The following is a 23,026-nucleotide window of genomic DNA, read 5'->3' on the forward strand; positions in this document are numbered from 1 at the left end:
CGTACAAAAGCAGGAGCTGAACCGAACGTGGCAGGAGTCGCACGCCGCCGTCTGGACGCGGAGCTGGTCCGCCGGAAGCTCGCGCGCTCGCGCGAGCACGCCAGCCAGCTGATCGCCGCCGGGCGGGTCACCGTCGGCAGGGCCGTGGCGACCAAGCCGGCCACCCAGGTGGAGACCGCGGCGGCGATCGTGGTCCAGGCCGACGACAGCGACCCGGACTACGTCTCCCGCGGCGGGCACAAGCTCGCCGGCGCACTGGAGGCCTTCGTCCCGCAGGGACTCGTGGTCGAGGGCCGACGCGCGCTGGACGCCGGCGCGTCCACCGGTGGCTTCACCGACGTCCTGCTGCGCGCGGGCGCCGCGCACGTCGTCGCCGTGGACGTCGGGTACGGACAGCTCGCCTGGTCTCTGCAGAACGATGAACGCGTCACCGTCAAGGACCGTACGAACGTACGCGAGTTGACGCTCGAGGCGATCGATGGGGAACCTGTGGATCTTGTCGTGGGTGATCTGTCCTTCATCCCGCTCGGGCTGGTGCTGCCGGCCCTCAAGCGGTGCGTGAAGCCGGACGCCGACCTGGTGATGATGGTCAAGCCGCAGTTCGAGGTGGGCAAGGAGCGGCTCGGCAGCGGGGGTGTCGTACGGAGTCCGCTCTTGCGGGCGGAGGCCGTGCGGGGAGTGGCCGAGAAGGCCTGGGAGCTGGGGCTCGGGGTGCGTTCGGTCACCGCGAGTCCGCTGCCGGGCCCCTCGGGGAACGTCGAGTACTTTCTCTGGCTGCGGGCGGGCGCACCCCAGGTGGACCCGGCCGACGTCGACCGTGCAGTGGCGGAGGGGCCGCGTTGACACAGAACCTGGCGCGTACTGTTTTCCTGCTCGCCCACACCGGGCGGCCCGCGGCGATCCGCAGTGCGGAACTCGTCGTCAAGGGTCTGCTGCGGCATGACATCGGGGTGCGGGTGCTGGCGGAGGAGGCGCGCGACCTGCCGCTGCCGGACGAGGTGGAGCTGGTCAAGGAGGCCACTCCGCAGTGCCTCGACGGGTGCGAGCTGCTGATCGTGCTCGGCGGCGACGGCACGCTGCTGCGGGGGGCCGAGTTCGCCCGGGCCTCCGGGGTGCCGATGCTCGGCGTCAACCTCGGCCGGGTGGGATTCCTCGCGGAGGCCGAGCGGGACGACCTCGATCGGGTGGTCGACCGGGTGGTGGCGCGGTCGTACGAGGTCGAGGAGCGGATGACCGTCGATGTCGTCGTGCACCGCAACGGGGACATCGTGCACACCGACTGGGCGCTGAACGAGGCGGCCGTGCAGAAGGCCGGCGCCGAGAAGCTGCTGGAAGTCGTGCTGGAGATCGACGGGCGCCCGGTGACCGGGTTCGGGTGCGACGGCGTCGTGCTGTCGACGCCGACCGGATCCACCGCGTACGCCTTCTCCGCCGGCGGCCCGGTGGTCTGGCCCGAGGTCGAGGCGCTGTTGATGGTGCCGATCAGCGCGCACGCGCTGTTCGCCAAGCCGCTGGTCACGTCGCCCGATTCGGTGCTCGCGGTGGAGGTGCTGCCGCATATTCCGCCGGGTGTGCTGTGGTGTGACGGGCGGCGGACCGTGGAACTGCCGCCGGGGGCGCGGGTGGAGGTGCGGCGGGGGGCCGTGCCGGTGCGGCTGGCCCGGCTGCACCATTCGTCCTTCACCGATCGCATTGTGGCGAAGTTCGCGCTGCCGACGACGGGGTGGCGGGGGGCGCCGCACTGAGCCGTCGCCCGCGTCTACTCCATCCCGGGCGGGTCCTGCCCTGTCCGGGTGGCCGCGACCGTCATGGGCATAGGGTGCCGGCGATTTCGCGGACGGCCGTGCACATGTCGGCTTCCCCAGCGCCAGTCCGTACGTGCTGAGCGCCGGCGGCACGATGATCGACGAGTCCGGACAGGAGGTCGCGTCGATCCGCCGTACGACCTGGTCCTCCTGAGCCATCTGGCACCCAACGGCGGCACCAGTGCCTCCACCCCGCTGCTCTACCAGAGCTCGGCGAACGGCACACCGCTCGGCCAGACCGCCTGCCGGGACATCTCCGTCGGCACTCGCCCGGGTGACAATGCGAAACCCCTCCGCATTCGTCACCTGCACCTTCACACAACAGGGCCGGGGGCCGTCGCACACCGGCCCCCCGACCTCGTAAGGTCTTGTCCGTGTTGGAGGAGATGCGGATACGGTCGCTCGGGGTCATCGACGATGCCGTCGTCGAGTTGTCGCCGGGGTTCACCGCCGTCACCGGTGAGACGGGTGCGGGCAAGACCATGGTGGTCACCAGCCTGGGGCTGCTGCTCGGTGGGCGGGCGGACCCGGCGCTCGTGCGGATCGGGGCCGAGAAGGCGGTCGTGGAGGGGCGGGTCACCGTTCCCGCGGACGCCTCCGCCGCCGTACGCGCCGAGGAGGCCGGGGCCGAGCTGGACGACGGGGCCCTGCTGATCAGCCGTACCGTTTCCGCCGAGGGACGCTCCCGGGCCCATCTGGGCGGGCGTTCGGTGCCGGTCGGGCTGCTCGCCGAGCTGGCCGACGACCTGGTGGCGGTGCACGGGCAGACCGACCAGCAGGGGCTGCTGAAGCTGTCCCGGCAGCGGCAGGCACTGGACCGGTACGCCGGTGACGCCGTCGCCGTGCCGCTCGCCAAGTACAGCGAGGCCTACCGGCGGCTGCGGGCCGTCTCCACCGAGCTGGCGGAGATCACCACGCGCGCGCGTGAGCGGGCGCAGGAAGCCGACATGCTGCGGTACGGGCTCGAGGAGATCGCCGCCGTCGAGCCGCGCGCCGGGGAGGACGCCGAGCTGGCGGAGGAGGCCGAGCGGCTGGGGCACGCGGAGGCGCTGTCGTCCGCCGCGACGGCCGCGCACGCCGCTCTCGCGGGCAATCCCGAGGACCCCGAGGGCATCGACGCCTCGACCCTCGTCGCGGGCGCCCACCGCGCGCTGGAGGCCGTACGGTCGCACGACCCGGCGCTGGCCTCGCTCGCCGACCGGATCGGGGAGATCGGGATCCTGCTCGGTGACGTGGCCGGTGAGCTGGCCGGGTACGCCGACGACCTGGACGCCGACCCGCTGCGGCTGGCCGCGGTGGAGGAACGGCGGGCCGCGCTGACCGCGCTGACGCGCAAGTACGGCGAGGACGTCAACGCCGTCCTCGCCTGGGCCGAGGAGAGCGCCGCCCGGCTGACCGACCTGGACGGCGACGACGAGCGGACCGAGGAGCTGACCGCCGAGCGGGACGCGCTGCGCAGCGAACTGGGTGGTCTGGCACAGGCGTTGACGGACGCGCGGACGGAGGCCGCCGAGCGGTTCGCCGCCGCGGTGACCGCCGAGCTGGCCTCGCTGGCGATGCCCCACGCGCGCGTGTCCTTCGCCATCCGGCAGACCGAGGACCCCGAGGGTGTCGAGGTCGGCGGGCGTACGGTGGCGTACGGGCCGGCGGGCGTGGACGAGGTCGAGCTGCTGCTCGCCCCGCACCCGGGCGCCCCGCCGCGGCCCATCGCCAAGGGCGCCTCCGGCGGCGAGCTGTCCCGCGTGATGCTCGCCGTCGAGGTCGTGTTCGCGGGGACGGACCCCGTGCCGACGTATCTCTTCGACGAGGTCGACGCGGGTGTCGGCGGCAAGGCCGCGGTCGAGATCGGCCGGCGCCTGGCCAAGCTCGCCAGGACGGCGCAGGTCGTCGTCGTCACCCACCTGCCCCAGGTCGCCGCCTTCGCCGACCGGCAACTGCTGGTCGAGAAGACCAACGACGGCTCGGTCACCCGCTCCGGCGTCAAGGTCCTGGAGGGCGAGGAACGCATCCGCGAACTGTCCCGCATGCTGGCCGGCCAGGAGGACTCGGAAACGGCCCGCGCCCACGCGGAGGAACTACTGGCGACGGCGCGGGCGGATCTCTAGCGGGACTCAGGATGGCGGGATGACCGGCACCCGGAAGTCCCGCTCCTTCCTCCGGGCCGGGGTCGCGGTGCCGGCTGCCGGGGTGTGCGGGGCGTACGGCATCAATCTCGTCGGTGTACGGGCCGGGCGGGCCGCCGGTGCCGTGCTCGCGCTCGGCGCGCCGGGGCCGCCGCGCAAGGCGCCCGGCGCCGGGCTGTCGGCCGCCGCGATGGGCGCCGCCGCGGCCGTTCCGCCCGACGGCCTCGGGGAGCGCACGATGACCGGGGACGCGGGGGCGCACGCGCGCGGTGCCGCGCTGGGGGCGGCCGTGGTGGCGGGCGACCGGCGCGCGGGCCTCCTCGCGCACGCCGCAGCGGTCGTGGCCGCCACCGTCACGGGGACCGGGTGAGTGCTTGAGCGCGGGCGCTGTGCCGAGCTGACCGCGCCGTATGGCATCGAACGGCGTTCGGTCATGGTGCGGTGCCCCTCACTCGTGTGGGTGACGTGCTCCGGCGCATTGCCCCGGCCCGCCGCAGAGTGCGCCCTCCGGATTTCCCGTAACCCCCGTTGGCCCTGGCATGCTTGAGGGCACACGGTCCGCGCGGGAGGCGCGCGGGGTACGGCCTTCCGCCCCCCTGAGCCCGCTACCTTCTGTACGTTTCCTCGTGACCGCCCACGCCGAACCAGGAGCCCCGCCCCCGTGAGCAGCAACGCACCGCACGGCCAGTCGCCGCTGCGCACCGTGCAGGTGCTGGGCGGAGGCAACGCCGGCAGCAGCGCGCATGTGCGCTCGCTGGCCGAGGGGCTCGTGGCGAGGGGCGTGCGGGTCACGGTGTGCGCCCCCGTCGAGGCCGACCGCGCCTACGACTTCAGCGGCGCCGGTGCCGATCATGTGCATGTGCCGCGCAGCAGCGACCCCGTCTCGGTGGCGGCGCTGCGGACCGCCTGCGCGGAGGCCGACCTGGTGCACGCGCACGGGCTGCACGCCTCCTTCCGGGCCGTGCTCGCGCTCAGCGGCCGCCGCACCCCCCTGGTGGTCACCTGGCACAACCGGATCCAGGCTGAGGGTCCGCGGGCACAGCTGCTGCGGCTGCTGGAGCGGCGGGTGGTGCGGACGTCGGCCGTGGTCCTCGGCACCAGCTCCGACCTGGTGGACCGGGCCCGGCGGACGGGCGCGCGGGACGCCCGGCTCGCCGCCGTCGGCCTGCCCGGGCAGCGGCGGCCCGTCGTCCTCGACGACCCCGACCGGCTGCGCCCCAAGGTCCGGGCCGAACTCGGCGCCACCGGCCGTCCGTTGCTCCTCGCGGTCGGCTCCCTCGACCAGCACCGCGGCTACGACGTCCTGCTCGACGCGGCCCACGCCTGGCGGGAGCTGGACCCGGTGCCGCTCGTCGTCATCGCCGGGGAAGGCCCGCTGCGGCCGGTGCTCCAGCGGCGGATCGAGGAGGAGGAACTGCCGGTGCGGCTCATCGGCCGCCGCGAGGACGTGCCCGAACTGCTCGCCGCCGCCGATCTGGCGCTGCTGACGAGCAGTTGGGAGTCCCGGTCCGTGCTCGCCCAGGAGGCGCTGCACGCGCGCGTGCCGCTGGTCGCGACCCGGGTCGGCGGCATCCCCGACCTCGTCGGCGACGCCGCCGAACTCGTCCCGTACGGCGAGCCGGAGGCGCTCGCGGCCACCGTCATACGGCTCCTCGCGGACCAGGAACGCCGGGAGGAGCTGCGCGAGGCGGGGGTCCGGCAGGCCGCCACCTGGCCGAGCGAGGACGAGACCGTCGCCCAAGTGCTCAGCATCTACGACGAGTTGACCCAGCCCAGGCCACTCGCTTAGGGGGCGTGGCGGCGTGCCCGCAGCGCCAGGCTCAACGCCAGGACCGTCTGCGGGTCGTCGAGGTCGGTGCCCAGCAACTCCCCGATGCGGGCGAGGCGGTTGTAGAGGGTCTGCCGGTTGAGGTGCAGCTCACGGGCCGTCTCCGCCTTGCGGCCGGCGTGCGCCAGATAGGTCTCCAGGGTCGGCAGCAGCGGCGGTTTGGAGCGGCGGTCGTGCTCGCGCAGCGGGCCGATCGCCCGGTCCACGAAGGCCGCGAGGTCGGGGTGGTCACGCAGCCGCCACAGCAGCAGGTCGATGTCGAGGCGGCGGGCGTCGTACCAGGGCCGGTCGGTCAGGCCCTGTGCCGCCGTCGCCGTCTCCGCCGCGTGTCTGAGCCCGGCCGACGCCGCCGCCCAGCCGCCCGCCACGCCGATGACCACGACCGGCGGCGGGGAGCCCGGCCGTTGCATCCCGGCCCGCTCCACACCCGCCCGCAGCGCCGCCGCCACCCGGTCCGCGACGGACGGGCGCTCCGACTCCGAGCGCAGCCCGAGCAGCACCAGCACCCGGCCCTCCACCGGCCGTACGCCCAGCAGCACCGGCACACCCACGGCGGCCAGTTCCTCGGAGACGGCCCGCGCCAGCACCGCCCAGCCGCCGCCCGGGGAGAGACTGTCCCCGATCCGCATGACCACGGGCAGCAGCGGGCTGGTGCCGGGCTTGAAGCCGAGGACGCGGGCCTGCGCCGGGGCGTCCTCGGCGGTGATCCGGCCCTCGGCGAGATCGGTGAGGAAGTCACCGCGTCCGCGGGCGGCCAGCTCCTCCTCCTGCCGGGCCTGCATCAGCACCACGGCCAGGACGCCCGCGGCCCGCTCGGCGGCGATCCGGTGCACGGGGGCCAGCGGTGCGCGGACCGGCAGCAGGACCAGGCGGGCGCGCACCGACCCCGCCGTACCGGGGCCGCCGCCGGGCACGTCCACCAGCACCGAACCGGCGGGCGGCGGCGCGTCCTTCTGCGGGCCGCGCAGCCCCTCCCACACCTGGAGCGGGTCCGCGCCCTCGGGTCCCTCCCCGGCGGCGTACAGCAGGCGGCCGTCGGCCGTCTCCAGGAACACCGGGTTGCCGCCGAAATCGGCCAGGATGCCCAGCACTTGCGGCACTCCGCCGCCGCCCAGCAGCGCCTCGGTGCAGCGCCGGTGCACCTCCTCGGCGCGCTGGAGCAGGGCGTAGTGGCCGTTGACGATCTCGGTGTGGATCTCCTCGGTCACCGTCACGAACGGCACCTCGCGATGCAGCTGGACCAGCGGCAGACCGGCGGCGCGCGCGGTGTCCACCAGGGCGGCGGGCAGCCGGCTGAACCGCGGGCCCAGCTCCACCACCAGGGCGGCGATCCCGCGCTCGGCGAGGGTCCGCACGAACGCCCGCTGCTCGGCGGGACGCGTGCCGAGGCCGTAGCCGGTGGTGAGCAGCAGCTCGCCGCCCTTGAGGAGGGAGGCGATGTTCGGTACCTCGCCCGCGTGCACCCAGCGCACCGTGCGCCCCAGCCGGTCGGCACCCGCCAGGATCTCCGGCAGCCCGCTGCGCAGACCGGGCAGCTCCAGGGCCCGCTGAACGGTGATCCCGGCGCCCTGGGTGTCGAATCGGTTGTCCGTACGGCTGTCCATGCAGCGGACGCTACCTGCGTAAACGCCCGGAGAACATCTCCTCTGGCTACACCGGCTCGATGTTGTGGTTGAACCGGAAGACGTTGTCGGGGTCCCAGCGCCGTTTCACCTTCTCCAGCCGCAGCAGATTCCCGGCGCCCAGGCCCGCCCGTACCCGCTCGGGGCCCTCGTCCCCGATGAAGTTGAGGCAGACGTCGCCGGTGCTCCAGGGGCGTACGCCGGCGCGCACGTCCCGCACCCAGGCGATCGCCCGCTCGTCGTCGGCCGGGTCCCGCCAGACGGCACGGGGGTGCACGGCCCAGGGGGCGTCCCGGAACGGCACCGGGTACTCGTGCGGGCCGGCGGCGACCGCCCCGCCCTGCGCGATCAGCAGCTGCTGGGTGGACGACGGCACCGGCAGGCCGTCCGCGCGGGCACAGAACGCGTCCACCAGCTCGTCCGGCAGAGCGCTCGGGAACTCCGCCGACCAGTGGTGGCGCAGCCCGGCCGGGATGTCGAACATGCCCTGGAAGCCGGCGTACGGCACGGGCCCGGTGATCTCCGCCTCGTGCGGCAGCGCGAGCAGCGGCTCGGCGAGCCGCCGCACATCGTCCCCGCCGCCCGCGCAGGTCACCAGGCACAGGCACAGCAGCCTGCCCACCAGCTCCGGCGGGACGAACCGTGCGGGCGGGCCGGTCAGATACACAACGGCGCCGCCCACCTCGTCCGGTCCGGTGCGGATGATCTCGCGGAAGGCGCGGACCACGTCCGGCCCGAAGCGCGGCAGGCACAGCAGCAGCGCGATCGAGAACTCCGGCAGTTCGTGCAGCTCCAGGGTGAGCGCGGTGGCGACGCCGAAGTTGCCGCCCCCGCCGTGCAGCGCCCAGAACAGCTCCGGGTTCTCGTCGGCGTTGGCGTGCACCCGCTCGGCGTCGGCGGTCACCAGTTCCACGCCGATCAGGTTGTCGACGGCCAGGCCGAAGGCGCGGTCCAGCCAGCCGGTGCCGCCGCCGAGGACGAAGCCGCCGACGCCGGTGGTGGAGGCACGGCCACCGGTGGTCGCGAGGCCGTACGGCTGGCTGGCCCGGTCCAGCCGGCCGACGGTGGCGCCGCCCTCGACCCGGACCGCCTCGCCCGCCGGGTCGACGGTCACCTCGTGCATCCGGCGCAGGTCCACCACCAGCGCGCCGTCACCGAGCGCCGTCCCGGCCACGCCGTGCCCGCCGCCGCGCACCGCGACCTTCAGATCCAGCTCCCGCGCGAAGCGCACGGCGCGCACCACGTCGGCCGCGTTCGCGCACTGGGCGATCACGGCCGGGCGCCGGTCGATCATCGCGTTGAAGACGACCCTGGCCTCGTCGTAGCCCGGGTCGCCGGGGGCGAACACCTCGCCGGTCAGATCCTCGCGCAGCGCGGCGAGGGCGGTGTGCGCCTTGGAGCCGGCAGCCATGGCAGCCCCCTTTCGCACAGGGTGCCGCCTTCCAGCCTAGGCGGGCCGCTCAGCCGCCGTACGCACCCGAAGCCGTCAGGCGCAGGGCGGTGTCGATCAGGGGGACGTGACTGAACGCCTGCGGGAAGTTGCCGACCTGGCGCTGCAGGCGCGGGTCCCACTCCTCGGCGAGGAGGCCGAGGTCGTTGCGCAGGGCGAGGAGTTTTTCGAAGAGCTTCCTCGCCTCGTCCACCCGGCCGATCATCGCCAGGTCGTCCGCCATCCAGAACGAGCAGGCCAGGAAGGCACCCTCGTCGCCCGGCAGGCCGTCGACGCCCGCGTGGGCGCCCTCCGTCGGATAGCGCAGGATGAACCCGTCCGGGGTGGACAGCTCGCGCTGGATCGCCTCGATGGTGCCGATGACGCGCTTGTCGTCGGGCGGCAGGAAGCCCATCTGCGGGATCAGCAGCAGCGAGGCGTCCAGCTCCTGGGAGCCGTAGGACTGGGTGAAGGTGTTGCGCTCCTTGTCGTAGCCCTTCTCGCACACGTCCCGGTGGATGTCGTCGCGCAGTTCCTTCCAGCGCTCCAGCGGGCCGTCCGCGTCCCCGGACTCGATCAGCTTGATGGTGCGGTCCACCGCGACCCAGGCCATGACCTTGGAGTGCACGAAGTGCCGGCGCGGGCCGCGCACCTCCCAGATGCCCTCGTCCGGCTCCTGCCAGTGGTCCTCCAGGTAGCGGATCAGCTTGAGCTGGAGCAGGGAGGCGTAGTCGTTGCGGGCGAGGCCCGTCATGTGGGCCAGGTGCAGGGCCTCGGTGACCTCGCCGTACACGTCCAGCTGGAGCTGGTGGGCCGCGCCGTTGCCGACCCGGACCGGGGCGGAGTGCTCATAGCCGGGCAGCCAGTCCAGCTCGGCCTCGCCCAGCTCGCGCTCCCCGGCGATGCCGTACATGATCTGCAGGTTCTCCGGGTCGCCCGCGACCGCGCGCAGCAGCCACTCGCGCCAGGCGCGGGCCTCCTCGCGGTAGCCGGTGCGCAGGAGGGAGGACAGGGTGATCGCCGCGTCCCGGAGCCAGGTGTAGCGGTAGTCCCAGTTGCGCACGCCGCCGATGTCCTCCGGCAGGGACGTCGTCGGCGCGGCGACGATGCCACCGGTGGGGGCGTAGGTGAGGGCCTTGAGGGTGATCAGCGAGCGGACCACCGCCTCGCGGTACGGCCCGTGGTACGTGCAGTGCTCCACCCACTCGCGCCAGAAGTCCTCCGTCGCCTCCAGCGAGGCCTCCGGCTCCGGCAGCGACGGCGGCTCCTTGTGCGAGGGCTGCCACGAGATCGTGAACGCGATCCGGTCACCCGGGGCGACCGTGAAGTCGGCGTACGTCGTCAGCGACTTTCCGTAGGTCTCGGCCTCGGTGTCGAACCACACCGAGTCCGGGCCCGCGACCGCCACCGTACGGCCCTCGTGCTTGTGCACCCAGGGCACGACACGGCCGTAGGAGAACCGCATCCGCAGGGCGGAGCGCATCGGCACCCGGCCGGTGACGCCCTCCACGATCCGGATGAGCTGCGGCGCGCCCTCACGCGGCGGCATGAAATCGGTCACGCGGACCGTGCCCCGCGGGGTGTCCCACTCCGATTCCAGGATCAGCGAGTCGCCCCGGTAGTTCCGCCGGGCGGCCGTCGGCGGCTGGGCGTCGGCGGCGTGGGCCGGGCCGAGCCGCCAGAAGCCGTGCTCCTCGGTGCCCAGCAGGCCGGCGAAGATGGCATGCGAGTCGAAGCGGGGCAGGCACAGCCAGTCCACCGTGCCATCCCGGCAGACCAGGGCTGCGGTCTGCATGTCTCCGATGAGTGCGTAGTCTTCGATGCGCCCGGCCACGTGCAACTCCAGTCGAACGGCCACGTCACCCCCGCGCAGGGGGCTGTCGCTAGTGCGGTCAAGGGGTCGTTGTTATGCGTCGTTGAGCGGTGAAGCAAAGCAGCCCGCCGATCCTTAAGGCAATACGACAGTCTTTGCTCAACGAACTGCCGCGCTCTCGTTGTTCCGGGTGGTGCAGGCGGGGGTGTGCCGTCGTTCCGGCCGGGCTCGGCAGCGAGTGTCCGAGCAGGATACGACGCACGTAGATGATCTGCGTCCCGCTCCGGGCAACCCGTGTGGGCCGAATGGGTGACCCGCCGGTGATGACCGTGTGACCTGTGTGTACCTGTGCTGACTCCTGGGGCGACCCGTCCTGAGCTCGCGACCCGTTCTGTGCTCGAGCGAGCGCGGTGCGTGGCCGGAAGCCATCTCGTCCAGGCGCTGATACCCTGGTAGCCCGTGGACCGGTGGGCCTGAAACCCCCGAACCGCAGCGACGGCATCCCCACCCAGAAGCACACGAGGCTCCGGGCCGGAGGCCGTACCGCACGACAGACCGCGACCACGGGAGCCCCCTCTTGGCCATGCCGCCGAAATCTACGACGACCAAGCACATCTTCGTCACCGGGGGTGTCGCCTCCTCGCTCGGCAAGGGCCTCACCGCCTCCAGCCTGGGCATGCTGCTCAAGGCCCGCGGCCTGCGCGTCGTGATGCAGAAGCTGGATCCGTACCTGAACGTCGATCCGGGCACGATGAACCCCTTCCAGCACGGTGAGGTGTTCGTCACCAACGACGGCGCCGAGACCGACCTGGACATCGGACACTACGAGCGCTTCCTCGACCGTGACCTGGACGGCACCGCCAACGTCACTACAGGCCAGGTCTACTCGACGGTGATCGCCAAGGAGCGGCGCGGCGAGTACCTGGGCGACACGGTCCAGGTCATCCCACACATCACCAACGAGATCAAGCACCGGATCCGGCGCATGGCCACCGACGAGGTGGACGTCGTCATCACCGAGGTCGGCGGCACCGTCGGCGACATCGAGTCGCTCCCGTTCCTGGAGACCGTCCGCCAGGTCCGCCACGAGGTCGGCCGGGACAACGTCTTCGTCGTGCACATCTCGCTCCTGCCGTACATCGGCCCCTCCGGTGAGCTGAAGACCAAGCCGACCCAGCACTCCGTCGCCGCGCTGCGCAACATCGGTATCCAGCCGGACGCGATCGTGCTGCGCTGCGACCGCGAGGTGCCGACCGCGATCAAGCGCAAGATCTCGCTGATGTGCGACGTCGACGAGGCCGCCGTGGTCGCGTGTCCCGACGCCCGCTCGATCTACGACATCCCGAAGGTCGTGCACTCCGAGGGCCTGGACGCCTACGTCGTGCGCAAGCTCGACCTGCCGTTCCGCGACGTCGACTGGACGACCTGGGACGACCTGCTGGACCGCGTCCACAAGCCCGCGCACGAGATCACCCTCGCGCTGGTCGGCAAGTACATCGACCTGCCCGACGCCTACCTGTCGGTCACCGAGGCGCTGCGCGCCGGCGGTTTCGCCAACCGCGCCCGGGTGAAGATCAAGTGGGTCACCTCCGACGACTGCAAGACCCCGGCCGGCGCCAAGGCGGCGCTCGGCGACGTCGACGGCATCTGCATCCCGGGCGGCTTCGGCGACCGCGGTGTGCTCGGCAAGGTCGGCGCGATCCGCTACGCCCGCGAGAACAGGATCCCGCTGCTCGGCCTCTGCCTCGGCCTGCAGTGCATCGTGATCGAGGCCGCGCGCAACCTGGCCGACATCCCGGACGCCAACTCCACCGAGTTCGACCCGGCGACGGCCCACCCGGTCATCTCCACCATGGCCGAGCAGCTGGACATCGTCGCCGGCGAGGGCGACATGGGCGGCACCATGCGCCTCGGCATGTACCCGGCGAAGCTCGCCGAGGGCTCGATCGTGCGCGAGGTGTACGACGGCAAGGAGTACGTCGAGGAGCGGCACCGCCACCGCTACGAGGTGAACAACGCCTACCGCGCGGAGCTGGAGAAGAAGGCCGGCATCCTGTTCTCCGGGACGTCGCCCGACGGCAAGCTCGTGGAGTACGTCGAGTACCCGCGGGACGTGCACCCCTACCTGGTCGCCACGCAGGCGCACCCCGAGCTGCGCTCGCGCCCGACCCGCCCGCACCCGCTGTTCGCGGGCCTGGTGAAGGCGGCCGTGGAGCGTCAGCGGACCGAGGACGACGCGAAGATCTCGAAGTAACACAAGAGTTGTACGGTGGCCGGGGCGCGCGCATTCAGATGGATCGCGCCCCGGCCGCTTGTTGCACGTGTGGAAGGACAGGGCATGACGATCAAGGACACCCCCGCGCAGTGGGAGATCCGGGCGACGGAGACCCCCTTCACGGGCAACAAGACCTCCGTCCGCACGGACGACGTGGTCATGCCCGACGGCTCGGTGGCCCGCCGTGACTACCAGGTCCACCCCGGCTCGGTCGCCGTCCTCGCCCTGGACGAGGAGGACCGGGTACTGCTGATCAACCAGTACCGTCACCCGGTGCGGCACAAGCTGTGGGAGATCCCGGCCGGTCTGCTCGACATCCCCGGCGAGAACCCGCTGCACGCCGCCCAGCGCGAGCTGTACGAGGAGGCGCACGTCAAGGCGGGGGACTGGCGGGTGCTGACCGATGTGTACACCACACCCGGCGGCTGTGACGAGGCCGTACGGATCTTCCTCGCCCGTGATCTGTCCGAGGCCGAGGGCGAGCGTTTCGAGGCGGAGCACGAGGAGACCGACATGGAGCACGCGCGCGTGCCGGTCGAGGAGCTGGTGCGCCGCGTCCTGGCCGGCGATGTGCACAACAACTGCCTGGTGGTCGGCGTCCTCTCGCTGGTGGCCGCCCGCGGCGGTGACGGCCTCGACGCCCTCCGCCCGGCCGACGCCCCCTGGCCGGCCCGCCCGTTCGAGCGCTGAGGCGCACCCGCCCGGCGTACCGGTGTGACGATCGCCTGATCCGATCAGGGGACCTGTCCGCCGCGCTCGTCACAGCACGTCGCAGAGCGTGAACTAGGCTCTTCGCACGCCCGCAGCGGAAGATCCGGCGGGCTTGCGCGTGTGGTGGGACGGGAGCGTGGCCCGTGACGGATGAGGCGGTGCACACAGGCGGCGTGCGACTGTCGGCGCACGAGGACGCGGAAGACCATTTCCTGGGCCGTACAAGGGAGTTGAAGGAGCTGCGCGCCGACATCGAGCGCGCGGGCCTGGACACCCTCTCCGGCCGCAAGGCCCCACGCGCGCGCGTGCTCCTGATCGCGGGCCGCCCCGGCTCCGGCCGGACCGCCCTCGCCGAGGAACTCGTACGACAGGTCGAGGACCGCTACCCCGACGGGGTGCTGCGGGTCCGGCTCGGCGAGCCCGACGGCACCCCCGTCCCCGTCGGGCGCGCCGCCCGCGAGCTGCTCACCGCGCTGGAGCTGCCGGCCCCGGCCGGCGCCGCCGAGGACGAGCTGACCGGGGAACTGCGCACCGCGCTCGCCGGCCGGCGCACGCTGCTGCTGCTGGACGACGCGGCCTGCGCCGAGCAGGTCGACGCGCTGCTCCCCGAGGCCCCGGACTGTCTGGTGGTGGCCGTCTCCTCGGGCCCGCTCACCGGTATCGCGGACGTCCGGCCCTGCACCCTGGGCGGCCTGGACACCAAGTCCGCGGTGGAACTGCTCACCCGCTACACCGGCGCGGTCCGCATCACGGTCGACCCGCGCTCCGCCGAGAGCCTGGTCGAGGCCTGCCAGGGCCATCCGGCCGCGCTCGTCCTGGCCGGCGGCTGGCTCGCCGCCCGGCCGGGGGCCGCCGTCTCCGACCTCGCCAAACGGCTGCACACCGGCGCCGACGACGGCACGGACGGCCCGCTGGCCCGTGTCTTCCGGCATGTCCAGGGCGACCTGCCCGGCCCGGCCGCCCGGATCCTGCGCCTGCTCTGCCTCGCCCCGGCCGGCCTGGTCGACCCGCACACCGCCTCGGCCCTGGCCGGCTGCTCGGTGAGCGCCGCCCGGGCCGCCCTGGACGACCTCGTCGCCCTCGGCCTGCTGCGCGCGCTGGACGCCCCGCTGCCCCAGTACGGCGTCCCCGGCTGTCTGCACCCGCTGCTGCGCGCCTGGGCCGAGAACCAGGAGCGGCCCGCGGAGCTGCAGCTGGCCCGGGCCCGGATGCTGGAGCGGACGGTACGGCTGCTGCAGTCGTGCCGGGCGATCACCGAGACGGACAGCCCGCAGGCCCGGGAGAAGCTGAACGCGATGCCCCGCGAGCTGCGCTTCCCCAACCCCAGGGCCGCGGCCGACTGGCTCCGGGTCCGGCGCCCCGCGCTGCTGGCGTCCGCGCATCTGGCGGTGGCCGACGGCGAGCTGGACAACCTCGCCCGGCGGCTGATGTCCCAGCTGGTCAGGGCCATGGTGGCGCATGAGGGTACGCAGGCGGCGGCCGCCGACCTGTACGACGTGCACGGCCTCGTCCTCGATGTCGCCGAGCGGCGCGGGCTGGCCCGGGAGGAGGCCGCGGCGCTGCTGAACCTGGGCGACGTGGACGCGCAGACCGGCCGCACCCGGGACGCGCTGGCACGATATCGGTTGGCCTTGGACGCCGCGCGCAGAGCAAATGACCCGTATGCGGCCGGTCGGGCAATGGAATCCGTAGGTGGCGCCTATCAGGAGCTGGGGGACTACGACCGGGCCGCCGACTGGTTCGGCCGGGCCCTGGCCGAGCGGCTGGCCCGGGGTGAGCGGGCGCAGGCCGCCCGGCTGTACGGCCGGATCGCCACCGCCCACACCTACGCGGGCCGCTACGGCGACGCCTTGCGGGACTGGCGGGCCGCCGTCGCCGGCCACCGCAAGAGCGGCGATGTCGCCGCCCACGCGCGGGCGTTGAGCGAGCTGGCCCGGGTGCAGGAGTACGCGGGCCGGTTCGCGGAGTCGCTGCGCACCTGCCAGGAGGCGGTGGAGTGGGCGCGGCGTGCCGCCGACGTCCGGTTGCAGGCCGCGCTGCAGCTGCGGCTGGCCGACACGCTGGAGCACCTGGGCGACCCCGCCGCCGCCCGTCTGCACCGCGCGGCGGCGGGACGGATGCTGGACGAGAACGCCCCCGACGACGAGGCAAGGGCGGAACAGGACAGGGATGCCTGCGAAATCCGTAGTGCATCCAGTGAAGATTGATGCAATGAAAGGCTAGACACCCGGAACGCCTTCATTAGACTGGCTCTGCCGCACGTTCTCAGCGGTGTCTCCCGGTATGCCCCCGCATGTCTGGGTACGTCTTTAAAGCACCCCCATACCCTCTGAGCCAAGGACCGTGATCGACGTGAAGGTCGGCATCCCCCGCGAGGTCAAGAACAACGAGTTCCGGGTGGCCATCACCCCCGCCGGTGTGCACGAGCTGGTGCGCAACGGCCACCAGGTCGTCATCGAGCGGGGCGCCGGCCTCGGGTCCTCGATCACGGACGACGAGTACGTGGCCGCCGGTGCCGGGATCCTGGACACCGCCGACGAGGTCTGGGCCGCCGCCGACCTGCTGCTGAAGGTCAAGGAGCCCATCGCGGAGGAGTACCACCGCCTCCGCAAGGACCAGATCCTCTTCACCTACCTGCACCTGGCCGCCTCCAAGGAGTGCACGGACGCGCTCATCGAGTCCGGCACCACGGCCATCGCCTACGAGACCGTCGAGCTGCCGAACCGCGCCCTGCCGCTGCTCGCCCCGATGTCCGAGGTCGCGGGCCGGCTGGCCCCGCAGGTCGGCGCCTACCACCTGATGCGCGCGGCCGGCGGCCGTGGCGTGCTGCCGGGCGGCGTCCCGGGCGTGACCCCGGCCAAGGCCGTCGTCATCGGCGGCGGTGTCTCCGGCTGGAACGCCACCCAGGTCGCCGTCGGCATGGGCTTCGACGTGACCCTGCTCGACCGCGACATCAACAAGCTGCGCGAGGCCGACAAGATCTTCGGTACGAAGGTCAAGGCGATCATGTCCAACTCCTTCGAGCTGGAGAAGGCCGTCCTCGACGCCGACCTCGTCATCGGCGCGGTCCTCATCCCGGGCGCCAAGGCCCCGAAGCTGGTCACCAACGAGCTGGTGGCCCGCATGAAGCCCGGGAGTGTCCTTGTCGACATCGCGATCGACCAGGGCGGCTGCTTCGAGGACTCCCGCCCGACGACGCACGCCGAGCCGACCTTCCAGGTGCACAACTCGGTCTTCTACTGCGTCGCCAACATGCCCGGCGCGGTGCCGAACACCTCCACCAACGCCCTCACCAACGCGACGCTGCCCTACATCGTCTCCCTCGCCAACAACGGCTGGGTCGAGGCGCTGCGCCGCGACGCCGCGCTCGCCATGGGTCTCAACACCCATGACGGCAAGGTCGTTTACAAGGAGGTCGCCGAGGCGCACGGTCTGGAGCACGTGGAGCTGGAGACCCTGCTCGGCTGACGCCCGACCGACCCTGTGACCTGGTGAGTCGTTAAGTCACCAGCAGGTAAAAGGCGATACGTCAACACGGCTCGTCAACACCACGCACCCGGCCGGACCTTGCCCGACAAGGTCCGGCCGGATGTGTGTATGGTCACTTTGCGGCTCTCGGTCAACTCGCCTCGAACGTAACCCTTCGACCGATTCGCACACCGGTGAAACCTGCTGTGCGACGGCCGTACGCCCTTGACAGCGAGATGTTTCATTGCCGACACATCCTGCCGGGTCCGGCGGATTGTGTTGCTGCGGACCGCCGACACGCCATAGAGTCGCCAACCGTCGGCATGGTGCCACGCTGACCTTGTCTAGAAGTTTCCTGGTCACCAAGGAGGTAAGACGACTTGTGAATGAGTCGACATTTTCTCCCGGGGGTGGTCAACCAGGAATGCCTGCACGGGGCCAGGGCTCCGCGGGATTCGAGGCTGTCGGCTCCGTAGCTGTGCGCACCTTCGCAGCCCACCAGAGTTCCGGTCCGCAGGTGGCCGGGACAGCACACCAGAGCATGGATGGCCATCACGTGAACGCCATGGCCGGCGACGGAAGTGGCGCGCCCCACAACCAATTCGCCGACTACGACGAACTGCCCGAGGGGCACTTCTACGACCCCGACGCCGAATACGAGCCGGACCCGGAGTACGCGGCCACGCTCGCGCCCGACGCTGCCCGTCAGCGCCGTGAGCGCGTCGGCCCGACCGGACGCCCGCTGCCGTACTTCCCGATCCCGGGCCCGCTGACCGACCACGGCCCCGCGAAGATCATCGCGATGTGCAACCAGAAGGGCGGCGTCGGCAAGACGACGTCGACCATCAATCTGGGTGCCGCGCTCGCGGAGTACGGCCGCCGCGTGCTGCTCGTGGACTTCGACCCGCAGGGCGCGCTGTCGGTGGGTCTCGGCGTCAACCCGATGGAACTCGACCTGACGGTCTACAACCTGCTCATGGAGCGGGGTATGTCCGCCGACGAGGTCCTGCTGAAGACGGCGGTCCCCAACATGGACCTGCTGCCCTCCAACATCGACCTGTCGGCCGCCGAGGTCCAGCTGGTCTCCGAGGTCGCCCGCGAGTCGACGCTGCAGCGCGCCCTGAAGCCGCTGCTGCCCGACTACGACTACATCGTGATCGACTGCCAGCCCTCGCTCGGCCTGCTCACCGTGAACGCGCTGACGGCCGCTCACAAGGTGATCGTGCCGCTCGAGTGCGAGTTCTTCGCCCTGCGCGGTGTGGCCCTGCTGACCGAGACCATCGAGAAGGTCCAGGAGCGGCTCAACCCCGAGCTGGAACTGGACGGCATCCTCGCCACGATGTACGACTCGCGCACGGTCCACAGCCGCGAGGTCCTGGCCCGTGTGGTCGAGGCGTTCGACGACCACGTCTACCACACGGTCATCGGCCGCACGGTCCGCTTCCCGGAGACCACGGTCGCCGGTGAGCCGATCACCACCTACGCCTCCAACTCCGTCGGTGCCGCCGCCTACCGCCAGCTCGCCAGGGAGGTGCTCGCCCGGTGTCACGCCGAGTGAGTCTGCCCGGGGCCGACGAACTCTTCCGTACGACAGGGGGGATGGCACTGCAGCCGTCGACTCCCCGGCGCGCGGCCAACGGTGAGGCCCGGGTGCCGTCTCCCGCGGGGGAGAGCGACGATGTGGCCGCCGCCGAGGACGCACCGCAGTCGGTGCCCGTCCAGGGCGGTGACGGAGCGGGCGCGGAGCACGCCGCGGCGGAGGCCGAGCAGGACGGGACCGGCGAGTCCCGCACCCGCCCGGCGCGCCGGCAGGCGGGGCAGGACGGTGCCGGCGCACCCTCCGAGACCGCGCAGCCGCGCAAGCGGGGGCGTGCGGCGGCGCGGCGGCCCAGCGGGCGAGAGCGCCACGACGAGAAGATCACGGTGTATGTGTCGGCCGAGGAGCTGATGGACCTCGAGCACGCCCGTCTGGTGCTCCGCGGTGAGCACGGGCTCGCGGTGGACCGCGGGCGGATCGTCCGCGAGGCGGTGGCCGTCGTCCTGGCCGACCTGGAGTCCCGCGGGGACGCGAGCATCCTCGTGCGACGGCTGCGGGGGCGGTAGGGGTAGCCTGCGGGGGCCATGACCTCGAACGACCTTCCCCTCCCCGGCGCCGGTGCCGGTCGCAGGCGTGCGCTGGGGAGGGGGCCGGGGGTCGTACCCGCACCGGAACCCGAACTGCCGGAGCCCGCTCCTGAACCGGAGCCCGAGCCCGCTGCCGAACCCGAGCCCGAACGCGAATCCGTCCCGGCACCGCATCCGGAACCGGAACCCGAGCCCCGGCCCGAAGGACCCCGCGACGGTGTCTTCAAGGTCCGCCTGTCGAACTTCGAGGGCCCCTTCGACCTCCTCCTCCAGCTCATCTCCAAGCACAAGCTCGACGTCACCGAGGTCGCCCTGTCCAAGGTCACCGACGAGTTCATGGCGCACATCCGGGCCATGGGACCCGACTGGGACCTGGACCAGACGACGGAGTTCCTCGTCGTCGCGGCCACGCTGCTCGATCTGAAGGCGGCCCGGCTGCTGCCCGCCGCCGAGGTCGAGGACGAGGCCGACCTGGCGCTGCTGGAGGCGCGGGACCTGCTGTTCGCGCGGCTGCTGCAGTACCGCGCGTACAAACAGATCGCGGACATCTTCAACGCGCGCCTGGACGACGAGGCCCGCCGCTGGCCCCGTACCGTCGGCCTGGAACCGCACCACGCCGAGCTGCTGCCCGAGGTCGTCATCAGCATCGGTCCCGAGGGCTTCGCCAGACTCGCGGTCAAGGCGATGCAGCCCAGGCCCAAGCCGCAGGTCTACGTCGACCACATCCACGCCCCGCTGGTCAGCGTGCAGGAGCAGGCCGGAATCGTGGTCGCCCGGCTGAAGGAGCTGGGCGAGGCCAGCTTCCGGTCGCTGATCGAGGACACGGAGGACACGCTCACCGTCGTGGCGCGGTTCCTCGCCCTGCTGGAGCTGTACCGCGAGAAGGCCGTCGCCCTGGAGCAGGAGGCCGCGCTCGGCGAGCTGCTCGTGCGCTGGACCGGCGGGGACACCGACACGGCACCGATGGTCACCGACGAGTTCGACCGGCCGCCCGAGCAGCCCAAGGAGGAGAAGAAGGCATGAGCGGGACCACAGAGCTCCCCCCGGGGCTGCGCGGCGTCGCCGACCTCGACCTCAAGCCCGCCCTGGAGGCCATGCTCATGGTCGTGGACGAGCCCGCGACCGAGGAGCACCTGGCCAGGCTGCTGGAGCGGCCGAAACGGCAGGTCGCGGACGCGCTGCGGGAGCTGGCCGACGAGTACACCGTGCAGGGCCGCGGCTTCGAGCTGCGGTTCGTCGCGGGCGGCTGGCGCTTCTACACCCGCGCCGCGTACGCCCCGGCCGTCGAGCGGCTCGTCCTGGACGGCCAGACCGCCCGGCTCACCCAGGCCGCGCTGGAGACCCTCGCGGTCGTCGCCTACCGCCAGCCGGTCAGCCGCAGCCGCGTCTCCGCCGTACGCGGAGTCAACTGCGACGGTGTGATGCGCACCCTGCTGCAACGGGGTCTGGTCGAGGAGGCGGGCACGGAACCCGAAACAGGTGCGATCCTGTACAGGACGACGAACTACTTCCTGGAGCGGATGGGCCTGCGCGGCCTTGACGAGCTTCCGGAGCTCGCGCCCTTCCTCCCGGAGGCGGAGGCGATCGAGGCCGAGACCCAGGAAGGGGTGCCGTCGTTCGACCCGGACGCGCCCGACGCGCCCGGTGTTCAGGACGCAGACGACTAAGACGGAAACCTTGATGCGAAGCAGCGGCAGCGGAAAGAGTGGCGGGCGCGGTAACTACCGCGGCGCCGGCAACAACCGGGACGAGCGGCAGGGGCAGGGCCGTCCCCGCAAGCCCCGCCCCGAGGAGCGCCGCTACGACGTCGGCCCCGGCGCGACCCAGGACGGCCCCAAGTCCGGGCGCGGCGGCACGGCCCGCGGCGGTGCCAAGGGCGGGCCCAAGCAGTCCCAGCAAGGCGGCGGGCGCGGCCGTACGGCCCCCGCGCGCTCGCGTGAGTACGAGGCGCGGGTCGAGGAGCGCAACCGGGAGCGGTACGCCGGCAAGAAGGACATCAAGCTCCCCAAGACCTTCCCGGGCGCCGAGCAGGAGGGCGAGCGCCTGCAGAAGGTCCTCGCGCGCGCGGGCTACGGCTCCCGGCGGGCCTGCGAGGAGCTGATCGAGCAGGCGCGGGTCGAGGTCAACGGCGAGATCGTGCTCGAGCAGGGCCGCCGGGTCGACCCGGAGCGGGACGAGGTCAAGGTCGACGGCCTGACGGTGGCGACGCAGTCGTACCAGTTCTTCTCGCTGAACAAGCCCGCCGGTGTCGTCTCCACGATGGAGGACCCGGAGGGCCGCCAGTGCCTCGGTGACTACGTCACCAACCGTGAGACGCGGCTCTTCCACGTCGGCCGGCTGGACACCGAGACCGAGGGCGTCATCCTGCTCACCAACCACGGCGAGCTGGCGCACCGCCTCACCCACCCCAAGTACGGCGTGAAGAAGACCTACCTCGCGGCCATCGTCGGCCCGATCCCGCGTGACCTGGGCAAGCGCCTGAAGGACGGCATCCAGCTGGAGGACGGCTACGCGCGCGCGGACCACTTCCGGGTCGTGGAGCAGACCGGCAAGAACTACCTGGTCGAGGTGACCCTGCACGAGGGCCGCAAGCACATCGTGCGGCGCATGCTGGCGGAGGCGGGCTTCCCGGTCGAGAAGCTTGTGCGCACCTCCTTCGGCCCGATCACCCTGGGCGACCAGAAGTCGGGCTGGCTGCGGCGCCTGTCCAACACCGAGGTCGGGATGCTGATGAAGGAAGTCGACCTCTAAAACGCCTTGCCGTGATCACCATCCCCCTTTATTGTCAAGGTGACGATAAAGGGGGATGGTGATCCTATGTCCAAGCGCGCCGCCACCGGGGCACTCCTGGGCCTCGCCCTCGGGGACGCCCTCGGCTTCCCGACCGAGTTCAACGACGTACCGTCGATCCTCGCCAAGTGCGGGCCCTGGCGGGAGATGGAGCTGCCGAGGCAGGCCTTCGTCTCCGACGACACCCAGATGACCCTCGCCGTCGGACGCGGGCTCAGGACGGCCATGGACCGCGGGTACCTCGCGCCGAAGCGGCTGGAGCGGCCGCTGCGCGAGGAGTTCGTGGACTGGTACGACTCGCCGGAGAACAACCGCGCCCCGGGCCACACCTGTCTGACCGCCTGCGCCTTGCTGAAGGAGGAGGGCCGCGCCTGGCAGGACGCCGGGCAGGTCGGCTCCAAGGGCTGCGGGGCCAACATGCGGGTCGCCCCCGTCGGGCTCGCCCCCGGTCTGAGCGACGAACAGCGTTCCGGTGCCGCCCAGTTGCAGTCCGCGCTCACCCACGGCCACCCCACCGCGCTCGCCGCCTCGGACCTCACCGCCCGCGCCGTCCGCCTGCTCGCCCAGGGCACCGACCCGACGGGTCTGGTCGGTCAGCTGCGCTCATACGCCCTCGACCACCGCACGCACTACGACCACACCTGGCTCGGCGACCTGTGGACCCGCTCCCAGGACCCCACCCCCGAGCACTTCATCGCGCGCGGCTGGGACGAGTGCCTGGCCGTCCTCGACCGGCTCCAGGAGGCCGTGCGGACCGTCTCCCCGGAGACCGACCCGTGCCTGGCCACCGGCGCGGGCTGGATCGCCGAGGAGGCCCTCGCCACCGGCCTGCTGTGCTTCCTGCTCTTCCCCGACGAGCCCGTCACCGCCCTGCGCCGGGCCGCCTGCTCCTCCGGCGACTCCGACTCCATCGCCTGCCTCACCGGCGCCTTCGCGGGGGCGTGGCTGGGCGAACAGGCCTGGCCGGCCGACTGGACGGAGCGGGTCGAGTACCGGGGCGATCTGTCGGCCCTGGGAGCACTCTGGGACGCTTAGGCC

At 72.3% G+C, this 23,026-nt stretch carries 18 protein-coding genes; 15 read left to right on the forward strand and 3 right to left on the reverse strand.

From position 1 onward, the window contains the following. Positions 1-27 precede the first annotated feature (27 nt). From BFF78_RS32510 to BFF78_RS32530, 5 genes are all read left to right on the forward strand, one after another. Positions 28-843, forward strand: a complete 816-nt coding sequence (locus BFF78_RS32510) for a TlyA family RNA methyltransferase (RefSeq protein ID WP_069781696.1) — start codon at positions 28-30, stop codon at positions 841-843. Continuing rightward, positions 840-1,745, forward strand: coding sequence for an NAD kinase (locus tag BFF78_RS32515; protein ID WP_069781697.1), 906 nt, complete (start codon positions 840-842; stop codon positions 1,743-1,745). Before BFF78_RS32510 ends, BFF78_RS32515 begins: the two co-directional genes overlap by 4 nt. Positions 1,746-2,191: 446 nt before the next feature. After that, the gene (recN, locus tag BFF78_RS32520) at positions 2,192-3,910 is read left to right on the forward strand and encodes a DNA repair protein RecN (RefSeq protein ID WP_069781698.1); all 1,719 of its coding nucleotides are present in this window, start codon (positions 2,192-2,194) and stop codon (positions 3,908-3,910) included. Positions 3,911-3,929: 19 nt separating this feature from the next. Then, positions 3,930-4,298 (forward strand): hypothetical protein, encoded by a 369-nt coding sequence (locus BFF78_RS32525; protein WP_335755369.1) that lies wholly within the window; start codon positions 3,930-3,932, stop codon positions 4,296-4,298. Positions 4,299-4,589: 291 nt separating this feature from the next. Beyond that, on the forward strand, positions 4,590-5,717 hold the full coding sequence (locus tag BFF78_RS32530; RefSeq protein ID WP_069781699.1) for a glycosyltransferase family 4 protein: 1,128 nt from the start codon (positions 4,590-4,592) through the stop codon (positions 5,715-5,717). Here the strand turns inward: BFF78_RS32530 and BFF78_RS32535 are convergent. The 3 genes from BFF78_RS32535 to BFF78_RS32545 are packed head-to-tail and all read right to left on the reverse strand — an operon-like array spanning position 5,714 to position 10,641. Continuing rightward, positions 5,714-7,360, reverse strand: coding sequence for a PucR family transcriptional regulator (locus BFF78_RS32535; protein WP_069781700.1), 1,647 nt, complete (start codon positions 7,358-7,360; stop codon positions 5,714-5,716). The two genes, BFF78_RS32530 and BFF78_RS32535, sit on opposite strands and share 4 nt — an antisense overlap. Positions 7,361-7,406: 46 nt before the next feature. After that, positions 7,407-8,789, reverse strand: coding sequence for an FAD-binding oxidoreductase (locus tag BFF78_RS32540; protein ID WP_069781701.1), 1,383 nt, complete (start codon positions 8,787-8,789; stop codon positions 7,407-7,409). Positions 8,790-8,838: 49 nt separating this feature from the next. Then, on the reverse strand, positions 8,839-10,641 hold the full coding sequence (locus BFF78_RS32545) for a glycoside hydrolase family 15 protein (RefSeq protein WP_069781702.1): 1,803 nt from the start codon (positions 10,639-10,641) through the stop codon (positions 8,839-8,841). A 562-nt stretch (positions 10,642-11,203) separates the two neighbouring features. On the opposite strand from BFF78_RS32545, the gene BFF78_RS32550 reads away from it, so the two are divergent. The 10 genes from BFF78_RS32550 to BFF78_RS32595 all read left to right on the forward strand — a co-directional run bounded on the left by BFF78_RS32550 (position 11,204) and on the right by BFF78_RS32595 (position 23,023). Continuing rightward, positions 11,204-12,874, forward strand: coding sequence for a CTP synthase (locus tag BFF78_RS32550; protein ID WP_069781703.1), 1,671 nt, complete (start codon positions 11,204-11,206; stop codon positions 12,872-12,874). An 84-nt stretch (positions 12,875-12,958) separates the two neighbouring features. Next, a complete protein-coding gene (locus BFF78_RS32555) occupies positions 12,959-13,585 on the forward strand; it encodes an NUDIX domain-containing protein (RefSeq protein WP_069781704.1) in 627 nt (208 codons plus the stop codon). A 164-nt stretch (positions 13,586-13,749) separates the two neighbouring features. Beyond that, positions 13,750-15,813, forward strand: coding sequence for a tetratricopeptide repeat protein (locus tag BFF78_RS32560; protein WP_069781705.1), 2,064 nt, complete (start codon positions 13,750-13,752; stop codon positions 15,811-15,813). Between the two features lie 136 nt (positions 15,814-15,949). Further along, a complete protein-coding gene (gene ald, locus BFF78_RS32565) occupies positions 15,950-17,074 on the forward strand; it encodes an alanine dehydrogenase (protein ID WP_069781706.1) in 1,125 nt (374 codons plus the stop codon). A gap of 424 nt (positions 17,075-17,498) precedes the next feature. Beyond that, positions 17,499-18,632 carry a ParA family protein gene (locus tag BFF78_RS32570; RefSeq protein WP_079161574.1) on the forward strand — a complete coding sequence of 378 codons (1,134 nt, stop codon included), beginning with the start codon at positions 17,499-17,501 and terminating at the stop codon, positions 18,630-18,632. Next, positions 18,617-19,177, forward strand: a complete 561-nt coding sequence (locus tag BFF78_RS32575) for a hypothetical protein (RefSeq protein ID WP_079161575.1) — start codon at positions 18,617-18,619, stop codon at positions 19,175-19,177. Before BFF78_RS32570 ends, BFF78_RS32575 begins: the two co-directional genes overlap by 16 nt. Positions 19,178-19,195: 18 nt before the next feature. After that, positions 19,196-20,221 carry a segregation and condensation protein A gene (locus BFF78_RS32580; RefSeq protein ID WP_069781709.1) on the forward strand — a complete coding sequence of 342 codons (1,026 nt, stop codon included), beginning with the start codon at positions 19,196-19,198 and terminating at the stop codon, positions 20,219-20,221. Beyond that, positions 20,218-20,865, forward strand: coding sequence for an SMC-Scp complex subunit ScpB (scpB, locus tag BFF78_RS32585; protein WP_069781710.1), 648 nt, complete (start codon positions 20,218-20,220; stop codon positions 20,863-20,865). The genes BFF78_RS32580 and scpB overlap by 4 nt, the downstream gene beginning before the upstream one ends. 13 nt (positions 20,866-20,878) lie before the next feature. Beyond that, positions 20,879-21,949 carry a pseudouridine synthase gene (locus tag BFF78_RS32590; protein ID WP_069781711.1) on the forward strand — a complete coding sequence of 357 codons (1,071 nt, stop codon included), beginning with the start codon at positions 20,879-20,881 and terminating at the stop codon, positions 21,947-21,949. Positions 21,950-22,015: 66 nt separating this feature from the next. Continuing rightward, positions 22,016-23,023: an ADP-ribosylglycohydrolase family protein gene (locus BFF78_RS32595; protein ID WP_069781712.1), complete on the forward strand. Its 1,008-nt coding sequence runs from the start codon at positions 22,016-22,018 to the stop codon at positions 23,021-23,023. Positions 23,024-23,026 lie beyond the last annotated feature (3 nt).

This window comes from Streptomyces fodineus (assembly GCF_001735805.1).
GTDB classification, from domain to species: Bacteria; Actinomycetota; Actinomycetes; order Streptomycetales; family Streptomycetaceae; genus Streptomyces; species Streptomyces fodineus.